Below are 14,681 nucleotides of genomic sequence, written 5' to 3' on the forward strand. Positions count from 1 at the left end.
AGCAAGATATCGACTCAAGGTGGAGCGATGGGGCAGCTTGCTGCGACCAAAGAGGGCCATAAAGGCCGATGCAAACGGCAGCAGCCGCTCGTAAAACGCGAGTAGGGTGGGTTCTGCACTCACTGCTCTTGCTCTTCAATGAAATAGTCATCGAATAAGGCAATGAACTCATCGCGCCTCCCCGGGTGGTGGATATATTGACGCAATTCTATAACAGGACACCATGTCTCTTCGGCTTGCTCTGGGGCGTGTCTCGCGCTCGTATCCAGCTCCCTCGACGTTTCAGCCTGCGTTTCTTTTGACATTTCTCTCATTCCTTTCAGAGACGGCAAGGATGAATGATTTCCTCGCATTCCTGTGATAGCCGGCTACCAGCCGGCTTGACACAAGCATACCATTGAGCCATCTTGAAAACAAGAACGTACAAAAAAAGGGTACTCTCCTGGAGGAAAGTATGGATACACAGGTTGAAGCTCGCTTCTGCCAGTGTCCAGTTGATGGCAGGAAAGTGGAAGCCGCGTCTTTTATGGAAACTGTATCGCTACCAAACCATGCGATTCGGTCAGTTTAAACAGATGTTACTTGATATTATCGATAAGATGCTCACGCAGCAGTTACATGAATTGGAAGCGGATGGGCTGATTACACAGAGAGTGTATCCTGTGGTTCTCCCCAAAGTTGAAACGTCATGCGCTGCAAGCGCACCGCTCCGCATGAGGTTATACATACCTCAGAAGATACCAATCGCTGCGATATCTCACATTCTATCGTCCAATAATAACATTTTCAATCTATGATGTTAGAAATGTAGATTCTTTTTGAAGGGATAGTCCTCCGGGGCCATCCCTTCTCGCAACAACGTCCTCATTTCTGCAGGTAGGTTCAACTACTCCGACGAAAATAACAGACTTCCATCCTGCCGCATAACGTTCCCCTGCACCTGGCCTCCCTGATGCTCTTGCAGTTCGAACGACCTGAACAGCTCAACAAGATTACACACTAGCTGGCTGTGGATCCTGTTCCCACACATAGCTCAACACAGCATTGAAGACAAAGATCAGCGCGAACGCTACACCCAGAATGTGTTGACCAACGGCGAAGAGGGCCACAGCAGCTGAGCCAAAGAAGATCGCTTTCAGGATCAAGCGAAAGATACCATATAGATGCCATCTTCCACGAGGCGCTCCGAACAGGCCCCAGATCACGGCGGCTAGCACCGGAGCGCCAAGACCAAGTCCGATTTTAGCCAGCGTTCCCGCTCCTGTTGAGAAACCCCAATATCCCAACGAGACCAGGACGCCCAACTCCAGAAAAAACATCAATGCAAGATTCGTGTTTTTCAATCCCTGAATCATATTACTCACATTCTATCTAACAACAAGCTAGCTCTGTGCCTTCTGTTCCAGTTCGCGAGCCATCGCTGCAATCTGCTGTGAGATTTCTGGAGCAATCTGAAGGTGGGCTAATACCAGACGCCGTCCAACATTATGCGCGATACGCTGAAGATACAGTCATAATTGTACACGAAACTTAAAATACGATCAATAACCACAACCGCAACGGCCCTTGTGCTGTCCCTTTATTATAAGAGCCAGAGTTGTCAAGGCCGACGTAAATGCGAGCTGGTGTAGAACTCAAATACATGCTTTCTAAAGCAGGCCCAGTATCACGTAGCCAGGTCTAAAGGCAAAAAGCGCATCTATTCTCCACTCTGGATCACGTCGTATTGAACTCATTGGTCCCCTCTTAGGGAACGAAGGCATTGCTGCATTTGAGGGGCACACCAGTAATACCAAAGCAGCTCAACATCAAACGCGTTTCTCATCTGCGAACTGAGCGGACTTTCTTGTGACGATCTGGCTGTTATATTGATCACCCCATGTAAGCATCGCTAGCAAGATTGGCTCCAGGGTCTTGCCAAATTCCGTCAAAGAATATTCAACATTGACATACATCATTGCGCATCGAATTCTCTCCCATGAATACCTTTTTTGATACTATAGCACATAATTGTGCCTACTTCCTGCATGAATATTTCTCGTTTATACTGACATTATCAACTACGCAAGAAAGGATCTGATCGTTATGACTTTAAATGATACAGTACGGCAAGCATTGACTGCGGGCCATCCCGCTCATCTTGTGACCCTGAACAAGGATGGCAGTCCTCAGGTCTCTATCGTCTGGGTTGGCCTTGATGGCGATGAAATTGTCTGTGCTCACCAGAAGATCTACCAAAAATTGAAGAATATTCAGCGCGATGCCCGGGTCGCACTCTCAATGGTGACGGGTGGAAAAACTAATGAACTGGATAATTATCTCGTGATCAATGGCCGTGCCAGAATTACCGAGGGCGGTGCCTCCGAATTGCTGAACCAACTGGCCCAGATCTATATCGCCCCGGGCACAATATTCGCTCCCGATGGATCGCCACAGGGACATATTACCCGCATTACGGCTGAACGTATTCATGGTATTGGGCCATGGAGTGAGTGATATAGAGCACGCACTTACTATTGACCAGCATGAGGCTGCATAATTCAGCTCATTTTTTCTTAAGGAGAAGGCAGTTCAGCTAACAGGACTGCTTTCACTTTTTGCCATGGTTACTGCACATATTTGTCAAGTATCACGTGACTGGGCCTGTTCTGAAGGGCGCAAGAAAAACATGTCAAATTTAATAGCATGGCTTTTGCGCTTAAAGAGCTGAATCCCCAATTTGGTAACCTCAGCTCACGATGGCATTAAAAATGCTTTTATAATTCCCTCACCTATCACCAGGCTCAAATTGGATAATTTTGCAGTTGCACTCCTGCTCATAAATTATGCTCTAACCAGGATGGTAAATCAACCAGTGAAGCGAGAATGGCATCGGGTTGAATATGCTGTAACAATGGAGAGTTCATATCGTGCTTTCCCGTACCTACAAAAATGCCGCGCAGCCCGGCCTTCTGCGCCCCTTTGATGTCATTTTCAAGGTCATCCCCAACCATGATCGTCTCTTGAGCAGTAAAACCTGTAGCCGCTAATGCTTGCTCAAAAAAAGCTCGCTCCGGCTTTCCTATCACCAATGCCTTCTGCCCGGTCGCAACCTCCAGGGCATGAACATATGGTCCACTATCAAGCTGTAAGCCATCTTTCGTTTTCCAGTACTTGTTTGTATGCAACGCCAATAATACTGCCCCATTCATCAGCATGCGAAAAGCGGCATTCATCGTTTTGTATGTCAGTAATTCTTCAGCTCCGCCCAGGATGACAATATCTGCATCTGCCTCTACCAGTTCAATGTCTACAAAATCTCGAAATGCATCCCCTTTACTCAACAACCAGCACCGCTTCCCCGGCCAATGCTGTTTGATATATCTGGCCGCTGCCAGAGGAGCGGTTATCATCTGGTGCTCTTCTACTGGTAGACCAATCTGCTGTAATCGTTGAGCTAATGTAGCATGTGCCATTGTCGTTGTATTACTGACAAAAGAGACACCATATCCTTTTTGTTCCAGCCATAGCAACGTTTCTGCCGAACCCGGTATAGGCTGCATGCTCACATGCAATACCCCATCAATATCTAACAAAATACCACGTACCGATTGCATTTTATCCTCTTTCCATATTGATACCAGGCATTCTAAAAACTGTAAAAAATTTACGCAAATACGCCTATGTACACCTCTATAGTATACATAAAAAGCCGCATCGTTGCGGCTAACAATCGTGAGCAATCGTTCTCACATGCTACAAACATTCATGGCAACCAACATGTTAATCCATTCATATCCGGTAGCTATCCGAAACAACAAGAGTTATTCCTTCCGTTTTGGATAACATTTAGATAAATCGTCTCCCAGGCAGAGCATATGGGTATAATAGGTACATTGATAACGGCAAGCTTTCTCTAACACAGAGTGAAACCCAACGTCACAAAAATGAGGCTGTCCATCCAATCGCTCAAAAAGCACACGCATCCGACGATCTACATAAAATTCCCACACATTTTCTAACGCCACGTAGCGATGCACTTTCAGAGATGGACTAGTTGGATGATCCATGAATAAACGTATTTTACGGTAGACGATCATACGCTCAGGCTTATTAAATCCATCGAGAGCCTCTACAAATCTCTGCGTACAAGGAATCATTAAATTCACGCCTTACCTCCAATCCAAACCGAACACTTAATAATCCTCATACATTATCAATACTTATACGCCCCTATCATTTAGGAAGTTGTAGGTAAAAACCATGACGATTTTCCTATTTTTTACCCTCTTTTACCAGGTAACATTTATAGGTAGAATTGCAATATTTAAATTTCCGTAAGAGAGCTTGCCGTAAGAATGGTTTCTTTTTTGTTGGCACACAGACTGTGCACAACCATGCCACCAATAATCAGTAAAATTCCAAACAGTGATGCCAGGGATGGTAAGGCAGCAGCAAAGAAGATCACCTCTCCTAGCAGAGTAAAGAGAACTTCACCAGCTTGAGTAGCTTCCACTGTAGCTAGTTTCCGAATATCATGTTTTACTTTGTCGGTCGCAGTAAAAAAGAGAGAGGTAGCAATGACACCAGATGAAATGGCCACAATTAATGCCTGGAGGGACTGGCCAGCACTTGGAGGGCCAACTGTCAGCAAACCATACACAAAAAGCCCAAGCCAGAGAGGTAAACTACAGAGTGTCATTCCCAATACTCTTTGGTAAACGTCAAATTTACCAGCGGTAACCTCCATCATTTTGCGATTACCTAGAGGATAGGCAAAAGCAGCTACAGCCACAGGAAGTATGCCAAATAAAATATCATTCCATACAAGATGCGCAGCGTGATCTATCTGCATGATGGCAACACCCAACAAAATAATGCTAGAAAACAATAATTCCTTCAACGGCACACGCCTTCTCACCCGTATGGATTCATGCTCTGAAATAATCGTTTGGGTAAAGAGTGGAGTAAGCAAAGTACCGGCAACAATCGTCACTTGCCAGGTGCCCGCTATCAGCCAACCTGGTGCAAAACCAGATGCAAAACAGAGAGGAATATAGAAAAAACCAAACCCAACCATACTCCAAACAAACCAGGCGCCAAAATGCACTCGAATGTCCTCTAACAATGGAGCAAGATTTTTCTTATGGAGTACAATGATCAATAAAAAAGGCAACATGAAGATGAAACGTAACGAGGCACTCCAAATCCAACTTCCCCCGGCCAAATTCATGGCATGATTTAAAATAAAAGATATAGCAAAAAAGCCTGATGCGACTACTCCAAGGATTATAGGTTTCATTTCCTCTACTCACAATCATTCACTCTATTCAACTGTTAGTTTAGAATATTTGTCTCTCCGTCCTTCCGGGTGGTGGTGGAAGAGGGAAGGTGCGAGGACTGTCATGCCCCCGGCATGCCTGCCATCGCGCTCCGTCATGGGCTGCCGCCCCTGTACCCCGCTTTCACTCTAAAGGATGTAGACCCGAATATTTTTGCTGATTTACATAAGCAATTTTTGCAAATCTGCTACATTTTATGGTTGAGACTTAGCACACTCTCGTTTTCAATGTCGCTGCTGATACGTTCGCCAGAGAGAATGGAACTCCATGTGGGGCCAGAATGAATTCGCTAAGGGGTTATCAGGATTAAACCATAAGTAAAATCCATCAACCATCAGGAGAGAAAAAACGTCAAAAGTAGCCTGCACTAACGCACGACCAATCCCTTGACCACGTTGCTTCTGATGGACAGAAACATTATTTAAATATCCATAGCGCCCTGCGGGTAACAAAGCCGGATCATCTTTCGCTTCGATAATTGAAAGCTCATTTTCAGACATCGCGACAACCTCACCATTATACTCAACTACGACTACCACAGGGCCGCCTGCTTCCAAATTTTTGCGCTCCCAGGCATTGGCTAAGCGTTGCCGGAAAGCAAATTCGGCATTAGAACTCATCCTGACAAAGGGTGTGTATGGTTCATGAAAGAGCAGCTCTTCCGTAAATAAGGCAACCAGTGCAGGTTCATCTGCAAATCGAGCTAACCTTGATGACACATGCGGAGAAGGTGGACGAGTTGTTGGCCTCAAAGGTTGAGCTGAGTGATACGCAAAATCACTATCTAGCATATAAGAATTTCTCTGTAGCAATGTATCCAGCCATTGATCACAACAAGGCCAGCGAAAAATATTTCCCAGTGTTTGTTGCTTATTCCATTGACGAGTTAATGCAACTAACAGACTACTGGCAACGGTGAGTGCATCGACATCGGCAGGATCAGGTAAGGCTAATTCCTCAACCAGTCCATTACGAGCAGTAAAAAATGCTCGTAGCCCATCCTCAGGTGGAAGCTCCCAGAGAGAAAGGCGTGCGTAACCGCGGACCTTTCCTTGAGCATTCAAGGCCACCAGAGAAGTGTCATATCTCTCAGGATGGCGCGTAATTACAGCTCGCGCCTGCTCAACAGACCTTGCTGCGGGGAGATACGCATCCAATGTACGCCAACGTCGCTCCTGCGCAACGATAAGATCAGCAATAGCAGCTCCATGCTCATCTCTTACAGCAGTCACCATAATCTGTTCTGAACCCATGCCATTAGCCCCCTTCTGTACACAACAACTCCAGACATATTTCACTCTACATCCACTATTGAAAAATAGAACTTCGGCAAGATGTACAATATATTCAATATTTTACTCTATCTCAATCTTTTTCCATAAGTATATTGATAGTACTAAATATCAGTTCCCTTCAATTTCAACTATCATGAGTACTTTAAGCGCATCACAAAAACACTCATTGATACAATGGATTCCGACATCTCCCAGGTAAATCTCTACTTGTTCTCTTTGGTTGAACCTGCTATAGTACATCCTATAACGCTTAGATTGGTTAAAGATTGTAATAGGAAATTTGTAGCATGACCTCTCAGGGAATAAGACAAAAGACAAAGACACGGACCAGTTCTACGACCACACCAACCTTTAGTGCTAATCCTCAACAGGCAGCCGCTATTGCGCACAAAGATGGGCCGGCAGCATTTATTGCCGCTGCCGGTACAGGAAAAACATCTATTCTAGTACAACGTTTGGTCAGGCTTGTGGCAGATGAGGGGGTGGCACCAGAGTCTATTCTTTGTGTCACATTTACCAGGGCTGCTGCCAACGAAATGGAGAAACGGGCCTCCAAAGCACTCCATGCTCGTGGCATGAGCGCTGCAGAGATCAAGCCGTTACGCGTCGTGACATTCCATGGACTCGGGCATCAAATGCTGAGAGAAAAACTGGAACTTACGCCCCAGCAGCTCAACCAGAAATTAATCAGTGGTGATCCTCGTCAATGGCTCGCGGAAGATATTATCCGTCCCTGGAGAAGTAATCGTACACGCGGTATGAATTGGAACGTTGAAATTACAGATGCTTTGGCGGCGGTTGATCGTGCTAAAGATGCCATGATCCCGGCTGAGAATTCCTGCGATTTCTTTTGCAATGATATGAGTATTGATCTCGAGTTAGCTACTCGCTATCAAGAGTTTTTTATCAACTACGAGCAAACAAAAAAGAAAGAGAAACTCTACGATCTCTCAGACCTTATTTATATTCCGCTCGGCTTACTTGAGAGCAGCCCTAAGTACCGTAAAACATGGCAGGGACGTTATCACTATTTGCAAGTTGATGAAACGCAGGATACAAACCCATCTCAATACAAATTAATTCAATATCTTGCCGCTCCTAAACAGAATGTAGTCGTAGTAGGCGATCCGGATCAAGCAATTTATCAATTTAGAGGTGCCAGTCCAGAGGCTTCGATTCTTTCTTTTAGAACCATGTATCCTAAGGGCAAAATCTTTCGTATTGAGCACAATTATCGTTCTACACCACAAATTCTGGAGGCTGCCAATCAGCTCATCAGTCATAATGAGGTGACCCCAGGCTTTGAAAAGATGTTACGCTCAACCCAACCCGATGGTGCGCCAGTCTGGGTTACAGCATATGAGGATCAAGAACAGGAAGCCGAGGGCATTGCTGAGCGCATCGACCGACTTGTGCGCACCTGGAAAGAACATCAGGATGCCCTCTCTTATAAAGATATTTTTGTGCTTTCGCGCACCAACCATCATCTGGCTTCCTTAGAAATTGCTCTGGCGCGTAAACGCATTCCCTATCGTGCGGCTGGAGGTTCATCCTTCTTTAAACGCAAAACAACCCGCGATATCCTGGCGTATTTAGCCCTGATAGAAGGGGTACATATTCATCAAAACTATCTGACTGCCCGCAATGGTCCTGAACCACAAAAATGGGATGATGTCTTTACACCGGTGCATTGTGGAGAGCAGAATACAGCTTTTCGTATCGTTGCAAATATTCCGTCACGCGAATTCTTTGCGAGCACCGGCAAGACCTCCCATCGCTTTACCGCTACATTTTATGGTGTATTAACAGCTCACGCCAGTGGTAGACCACTCTTACAATACTGTGAAGAACATGCCTATGCGGTACCAAAAGAGCATCAATTGGGGGTTAAAGATCTGGTTGCCTTGATTAAGCGGCTCTGGTCAAAAAGTAGAAATAATCCAGCAGAGGCAATTAAACAGATCAGAGCTGCGGCTTATGATGTTCATCTACGCCACTATGATAGCAAACATCGCGAAACACCAGAGGAAGAGTCTGAAGCGCCAACCCATCATGAAGAGGTAAAATTAGAAGCTCGCTATGATGAGCTAGAAGAACTGATTCAGATTGCAGAAAAACATCATACTATCCGGCATTTCTTACAGGCGATGACAAAACTGAAAGAACAGGCCGAAGATAATAACAAAAATAAACGTGACTGTGTCAGTTTGATGACCATCCACAAATCAAAAGGTCTCGAGAGCCCAGTTGTATTTGTTATGGGCATGACTGAAGGGGTATTCCCTCATCGCCGCTCCTATACACTGGTTGAGGATGGGCCAGTTGTCCCATCAGGAATGGCTGAGGAACGTCGTCTGGCTTATGTAGCATTTACACGCGCTCAAAAACAGCTTTTCCTGACATCGATGCAGCGCTACCGTGGTACAGAAGCCATTCCCTCGCGCTTTATTGATGAAGCTGGCCTCAAACCGACAAATGAAGATGGGAATCTCAATCCTTATCTTTTTTCTCGTGATGGCACGCCTCGCAAACTCAGTCCGCTCGTCGAAACGCCAACCCTATTCTAACAAACGAAGCTCTGAAGAAAGAGCCTTTTTCTGTTTGTAACAGAGCTTTCTTCAGGGCTTCATTTGTATAAAGCAAGCTATTTTAACCCTTCTCAAAAGATTCTTCTCATCCTACAAACAGGACAAAAATCACAGCAAACAAAACATTATCATAGTTAAATGTTCTATTGATGACTAACTTCATCAAGAAAATCAACTAAAGTCATTGACAACTCTTATAAACTTATGTAATCTCTAATCAATGACGTAACAGCAGTTTCATATTGTCCTGCTTAGGCGGCTCAAGGCAATCAAAATTGTAACTGACTTTACACAAAAATAAGTGGACTTCGCAAGCTTACGCAAGGATACACAGCGCAAAAAACGAAACAAGCTATACTACCCAAATTTTAAGAATGAACTCATAGAACGATGAACGTAGGAGTCCTTAATAAGGGGTCGAAGAGGGCAGCGCTTGTAATAAATCCAGGGGCTTGATGCATTTCATACACAGATAATCACTCTTAATTAAGGATGAAGGAGCACTATTTCCATGAAGGCACCGTCACCGCGATTACCACGCTTATTTGCTATTCTCCTGCTTTTTTCTCTGGCACTAGCAGCTTGTGGTACAGATAATTCCAGTACAACCTCGGGAGGAAATGCGAGTTCTCCTGTTACAGTCCATCTTGGCTATTTTCCAAATATCACACATGCGGTTGCGCTGGTAGGGGTTGCTCGTGGCACATTTGCGCAGACTCTTGGCAATAATAAAATTGATGCATCTAAAACCTTTAACGCTGGCCCGGCCCTTATGGAAGCGTTAACGGCCGGGGATATTGACATCGGGTATGTTGGCCCAAACCCTGCCATCAATACCTATGTCAAAACCCATGGCGATGCGGTACGCATCATTGCGGGTGCATCTAGCGGCGGCGCCTCGTTCATTGTGCGGCCAGGTGCCAACATTAAAAACGTAGCTGATTTACATGGAAAGAAACTGGCAACTCCACAAAAAGGTGGCACTCAGGATATCGCATTACGCCATTATCTTCAAACAAACAATCTGAAAACCACCGATCAGGGTGGAGATGTTCAAATCATTCCTACCGATAATGCCAGCATCCTGAACGAGTTCAAAGCTGGACAGATTGATGGCGCCTGGGTTCCAGAGCCATGGGCATCACGCTTGCTAACTGAGGCCAAAGGAACTCTGTTTCTGGATGAACGCACCACATGGCCCGATAACAAATTTATCACGACGCTTGTTGTAGCACGGAAGGATTTCTTAGATCAACATCCTGATATTGTCCAAAAATTCTTACAAGCTCACGTCGAAACAGTTCAATATATCAACAACAATCTGCCAGAGGCAGAAAAGATCGCCAATGAGCAATTAAAAAAGCTCACAGGAAAGGCGCTTTCAACTAAAGTCATCGATGGAGCCTTTAAAAAGCAAAACATTACCTATGATCCGCTGGCTAGTACCTTATTCAAGTCTGCAGACAATGCTTTTTCTCTGGGTTTCCTTGGCACCACAAAGCCCGATCTTTCAAACATCTTTGCACTTGACTTATTAAATAATGTGCTTAGCAGTAAGGGATTGCCAAAAGTTTCAGCTTCATAAGGGAGGACTCATATGAGCCAATCAACAGTCAATAGCATTCGCGATATTGAAGCATATAGTGAGGACAAAGCATCCCCACTCGCTGGCGTAAATTCTTTGCAAATTGAAGGTGTAAGTAAAACATTCGCCGATGGTGGACGCATTGTAGAGGCTTTACGCCCTGTTGATCTCTCTATTGCTGCCGGAGAATTTGTCTGCTTGTTGGGACCAAGCGGCTGTGGAAAATCAACGTTGCTGAACATAGTTGCTGGTCTCGATAAACCTTCTAGTGGAAAAATTACTGCTAATGGAAAGGCTGTACATGGACCGTCGACAGACCGTATTCTCCTTTTCCAGGAGGCTGCGCTGTTCCCCTGGCTTGATGTACAACGTAATGTTGAATTTGGATTACAGCAAGCGGGTGTTCCTGCAAAAAGACGAAAAGAAATTGCCCATCATTTTATCGAAACGGTCAATTTGAAAGGCTTCGAACGGAGCTATCCACATCAACTTTCTGGTGGTATGAAGCAGCGGGCTGCCATTGCTCGTGCGCTGGCAATTGATCCGGCAATATTACTCATGGATGAACCATTCGGAGCACTTGACGCCTTTACTCGCGACCATTTGCAGGATGAAGTGGAATCCATCTGGGCAGCTACCCATAAAACGATTCTCTTTGTGACACACAATGTCCGAGAAGCAGTGGCACTTGGTGATCGTGTAATTGTCTTTGCGCCACGACCAGGACGTGTTATCCGAGATTTCCGCATTGATCTTCCCCGGTCGCGCAGCCTGGAAGATCACAAGTTGGTAGATAAAGCCGCCGAAATTTTAGATGCGCTCAAAAGCGAAATGCAATTACAAGAACAGGAGCAAAAAAATGGCAGCACCATCCATTAGTGTAAGCAAACAACGACCTCGAACACAGTGGATAGGTAAGCTTATACGTCAGCTTCTCTTTTATGTACTGTTAATTCTTCTGTGGCAAGGTCTTACCGCGCTACACATCTGGAAAGATTATCTCTTTCCAGGACCCCTTGACGTCTGGACCAGCCTCAAAGGATTTATTCAGGATGGCTCACTCTTAATCGCAATCACTGTCAGCCTGAGGCGTCTCCTAATGGGATATATCATTTCATTGGTGTTGGGACTGATTCTTGGTTTACTTATTGGTAGTAATCGCTATGTCGAAGAAACACTCGGCTCGCTTGTTTTAGGCTTACAGGCCCTCCCCAGTGTCTGTTGGATTCCGATCGCATTGCTTTGGTTTGGCTTACATGAACAAGCAATGATTTTTGTTGTAGTTATGGGAGCCCTGTTTTCAATCACACTTGGTGTCGATGCAGGGATTAAAAACACACCACCAGTCTATATCAAGGCGGCTCGCAACATGGGTTCACGCGGATTGGCCCTTTCGCTACAAGTCATCCTACCCGCTGCCTTGCCATCCATCCTGACCGGGCTCAAACAGGGTTGGACATTTGCCTGGCGCTCTCTGATGGCCGCCGAACTCATTTATATTACGGTCAGCCTTGGCGGCTTACTCGAAGGTGGTCGAGACCTTGGTGATATCTCTCAAGTATTTGCCATTATGATTGTACTTGTCATTATCGGTGTCATAATAGACGCTACAATATTCGCCCCCCTTGAGCGTACAGTGCGTAAACGCTGGGGACTCAGTCACTAAATAGAGAATAAGCATAAATTCTATCAGTCAGCAAAGGACATCATCGACAAGAGCTATTGAGATATTCTGGTGATGTCCTTTCTTTTCTTTGAAACTACTAACATTTATTATTCTGAAGTGAGCACAAAAAAAGAGGAAAAAACCTGTGCTGCTCTGGATAGCTGTTTATCTGAACGTTGAATAAAACTGAGTTCAGGGTGTATTTCCATACCAGTTACAGGAACCTGAACGAGATCACCATTCACTAATTCGCGCTGGACGGTCATTAACGAGACCACGGCTGCTCCCACACCATTAATTACCATCTGCTTAATGGCTTCATTATCAGTCAGTGTCAACAATGGCTTCAGAGGAATATTGCGCGACGCTAAATCACGTTCCAACATATCACGTACACCACTTCCCCGCTCACGTACTACCAATTCGCCATTTCCCAATTCCTCTGGACGAATACTTTGTAAGCCACACCAGCGATGAGCGGTAGAAACAACAAGAATCAGTGCATCACGCATAAAAAAACGGATATGCAAGCCCTCTGGCAGATGAGAAACATCCCCTTCAACAATACCAAAATCTAGTGACCAATCCAGGATATGCTCTACAATATCTTGTGAATTCAAAATAGAGATATTAAGCGCAATTTCAGGATATAATGCACTAAAGCGAGCAACAATAGAAGGCAACAAATATACACCCGCAGTGGTATTCGCAGCCAGCTTGATTTCACCACGTTTTACATCACGCAGAGAAGCAAGAGCATCTTCCATTTCACGTTCAAGCGCAAACATCTGACGCGCATAGCTTTGCAAGACTCGACCAGCATGAGTCAGCACGATACGGCGCCCTTGCCGCTCAATCAATGACAGTTGCACTTCCTGTTCTAAACTCTGCATTATTTTTGTCACTGCCGGCTGTGTCAGATGAAGTTCTTCAGACGCCCGAGTGATATGTTCAAACTCAGCCACCTTCAAGAAGGCTCGTAAATTTTGTAAATTCAATATTCAGGCACCTCACAGCGCTACACTATAACTATTCATAGATGCGCTCTTTCTATTCTCTATCTCTCCATGCATTGTACCCGGGAGTATCGACATTATTATAAGTTCATTGGCTATAAATGCATAGTAGTATCTCAAAAATAATGCTGAATAGAACACATGCTATAAGAGAAACACTTGCCTGCTTTAACTTGCCAGAAAAAAACAAAAGTCTGTTCTTCCTGACAAGTTAAACGAAACATCCACACTTACTCGTTACAGTAATAGAACTAGCTTGACCTGCAATGGTTGAAGATCACGCTCACTTTCCTTTAAAAGAGAGGAAAAAACAAGTTCTTGAGCACGAGTAGCGCTTTGTATATCGCTGGATAGCGCCTCTAAAAGGGAGATATGAGCTTGCGCAACAAAGATCTGTAAAGAGGCTAATTGAGCACCAACAGAGATACCCAGATCTGCTTTTTGTCGTCTGACCGCATGCAGAATCTCTAATAATAGTTTACCAGCAAAATCAGCATCACTATTAATCCATTCCTCAGGTGCAATCGGCCAGTCAGAAATGTGAATTGATAATGCACTATCCCACTTGCGGAAAAGCTCCTGATAAATTTCTTCGGTGACAAATGGCAGGTATGGAGCGAGCAATTTAAGGACAGTCAATAGCGCATGATACAACGTCCATTGAGCCTGTACTCGCTCCTCACCGTATTCCTTATAGAGGCGTGCTTTCGCTAATTCCAGATAATTATCACAAAAATCTGACCAGAAGAAACGCTCAATCTCGCTACGCGCTGCGGCATAATTCCCATTTTCCAACTCCCGAGTTGCCAACGTAATGGTTTGGGCTAAACGCGATAACTATAGTGCCCCGCTTTGTCAAGACAATAAAATCGAGGTCTGTAAGAGAAACTCACTTTCTTTCTGAACACGAATTGGAATGACGATAAAATGCAGTAAGAACACGGTAATAAATCTGTTCTACCAAACAGGAACAATAGGAAGCAAACGTATCTGCTGTGGCCCAAGACCCGCTATGTCCCGCCGGAGGCACCTTTGAGAACCGGCCAGGTTGGGCCAGGAGCGTGAAGAAAATGTGGGCGATAGCGTAGTTAGACTCGTAGGGATGTCAGCGCGGCCCACGATGTTCCTGCATGAGTCCCTGAGCCACGCTGACGTCACGGAGTGCGTAACAGGTGATGTCAAGGGCCACATTTTTAGCTCTCTATAAATC

13 protein-coding genes and 1 pseudogene are annotated in these 14,681 nt (G+C 45.0%); 6 read left to right on the top strand and 8 right to left on the bottom strand.

Annotated features, from left to right (window positions below; translation table 11 throughout):
- Positions 1 to 119 precede the first annotated feature (119 nt).
- Positions 120 to 305 (bottom strand): hypothetical protein, encoded by a 186-nt coding sequence (locus tag F1593_RS25400; RefSeq protein ID WP_149404361.1) that lies wholly within the window; start codon positions 303 to 305, stop codon positions 120 to 122.
- Between the two features lie 246 nt (positions 306 to 551).
- Between F1593_RS25400 and F1593_RS25405 the strand changes: the two genes are divergently transcribed.
- Complete coding sequence (locus F1593_RS25405; RefSeq protein WP_235932699.1) at positions 552 to 797, top strand: winged helix-turn-helix transcriptional regulator; 246 nt, start codon at positions 552 to 554, stop codon at positions 795 to 797.
- Between the two features lie 195 nt (positions 798 to 992).
- Here the strand turns inward: F1593_RS25405 and F1593_RS25410 are convergent, their stop codons facing one another.
- Both F1593_RS25410 and F1593_RS29670 read right to left on the bottom strand, forming a co-directional pair.
- Positions 993 to 1,355 carry a YrdB family protein gene (locus F1593_RS25410; RefSeq protein ID WP_235932700.1) on the bottom strand — a complete coding sequence of 121 codons (363 nt, stop codon included), beginning with the start codon at positions 1,353 to 1,355 and terminating at the stop codon, positions 993 to 995.
- A 453-nt stretch (positions 1,356 to 1,808) separates the two neighbouring features.
- Positions 1,809 to 1,958 carry a winged helix-turn-helix transcriptional regulator gene (locus F1593_RS29670; protein ID WP_149404363.1) on the bottom strand — a complete coding sequence of 50 codons (150 nt, stop codon included), beginning with the start codon at positions 1,956 to 1,958 and terminating at the stop codon, positions 1,809 to 1,811.
- Positions 1,959 to 2,085: 127 nt separating this feature from the next.
- Between F1593_RS29670 and F1593_RS25420 the strand changes: the two genes are divergently transcribed.
- The gene (locus F1593_RS25420) at positions 2,086 to 2,496 is read left to right on the top strand and encodes a PPOX class F420-dependent oxidoreductase (RefSeq protein ID WP_149404364.1); all 411 of its coding nucleotides are present in this window, start codon (positions 2,086 to 2,088) and stop codon (positions 2,494 to 2,496) included.
- Positions 2,497 to 2,816: 320 nt separating this feature from the next.
- Here F1593_RS25420 and F1593_RS25425 read toward each other — a convergent pair whose 3' ends face one another.
- The 3 genes from F1593_RS25425 to F1593_RS25435 all read right to left on the bottom strand — a co-directional run bounded on the left by F1593_RS25425 (position 2,817) and on the right by F1593_RS25435 (position 6,574).
- Complete coding sequence (locus tag F1593_RS25425) at positions 2,817 to 3,596, bottom strand: TIGR01458 family HAD-type hydrolase (RefSeq protein ID WP_149404365.1); 780 nt, start codon at positions 3,594 to 3,596, stop codon at positions 2,817 to 2,819.
- A gap of 710 nt (positions 3,597 to 4,306) precedes the next feature.
- The gene (locus tag F1593_RS25430) at positions 4,307 to 5,281 is read right to left on the bottom strand and encodes a DMT family transporter (protein WP_149404366.1); all 975 of its coding nucleotides are present in this window, start codon (positions 5,279 to 5,281) and stop codon (positions 4,307 to 4,309) included.
- A gap of 264 nt (positions 5,282 to 5,545) precedes the next feature.
- The gene (locus F1593_RS25435; RefSeq protein WP_149404367.1) at positions 5,546 to 6,574 is read right to left on the bottom strand and encodes a GNAT family N-acetyltransferase; all 1,029 of its coding nucleotides are present in this window, start codon (positions 6,572 to 6,574) and stop codon (positions 5,546 to 5,548) included.
- Positions 6,575 to 6,903: 329 nt separating this feature from the next.
- Between F1593_RS25435 and F1593_RS25440 the strand changes: the two genes are divergently transcribed.
- The 4 genes from F1593_RS25440 (at position 6,904) to F1593_RS25455 (ending at position 12,455) form a co-directional block, all read left to right on the top strand.
- The gene (locus tag F1593_RS25440; RefSeq protein ID WP_149404368.1) at positions 6,904 to 9,183 is read left to right on the top strand and encodes an ATP-dependent helicase; all 2,280 of its coding nucleotides are present in this window, start codon (positions 6,904 to 6,906) and stop codon (positions 9,181 to 9,183) included.
- Positions 9,184 to 9,715: 532 nt separating this feature from the next.
- Complete coding sequence (locus F1593_RS25445) at positions 9,716 to 10,789, top strand: ABC transporter substrate-binding protein (protein WP_149404369.1); 1,074 nt, start codon at positions 9,716 to 9,718, stop codon at positions 10,787 to 10,789.
- A 12-nt stretch (positions 10,790 to 10,801) separates the two neighbouring features.
- On the top strand, positions 10,802 to 11,668 hold the full coding sequence (locus tag F1593_RS25450; RefSeq protein ID WP_149404370.1) for an ABC transporter ATP-binding protein: 867 nt from the start codon (positions 10,802 to 10,804) through the stop codon (positions 11,666 to 11,668).
- Entirely contained in the window at positions 11,649 to 12,455 is an 807-nt protein-coding gene (locus tag F1593_RS25455; RefSeq protein WP_149404371.1) for an ABC transporter permease, read from the top strand. Before F1593_RS25450 ends, F1593_RS25455 begins: the two co-directional genes overlap by 20 nt.
- Before the next feature lie 107 nt (positions 12,456 to 12,562).
- Here the strand turns inward: F1593_RS25455 and F1593_RS25460 are convergent, their stop codons facing one another.
- Both F1593_RS25460 and F1593_RS25465 read right to left on the bottom strand, forming a co-directional pair.
- Positions 12,563 to 13,453, bottom strand: coding sequence for a LysR substrate-binding domain-containing protein (locus tag F1593_RS25460; RefSeq protein ID WP_149404372.1), 891 nt, complete (start codon positions 13,451 to 13,453; stop codon positions 12,563 to 12,565).
- A gap of 255 nt (positions 13,454 to 13,708) precedes the next feature.
- Positions 13,709 to 14,296: pseudogene (locus F1593_RS25465) on the bottom strand (class I tRNA ligase family protein); the annotation flags it as partial.
- Between the last annotated feature and the right edge of the window lie 385 nt (positions 14,297 to 14,681).

This window comes from Dictyobacter arantiisoli (assembly GCF_008326305.1).
Classification (GTDB): domain Bacteria; phylum Chloroflexota; class Ktedonobacteria; order Ktedonobacterales; family Ktedonobacteraceae; genus Dictyobacter; species Dictyobacter arantiisoli.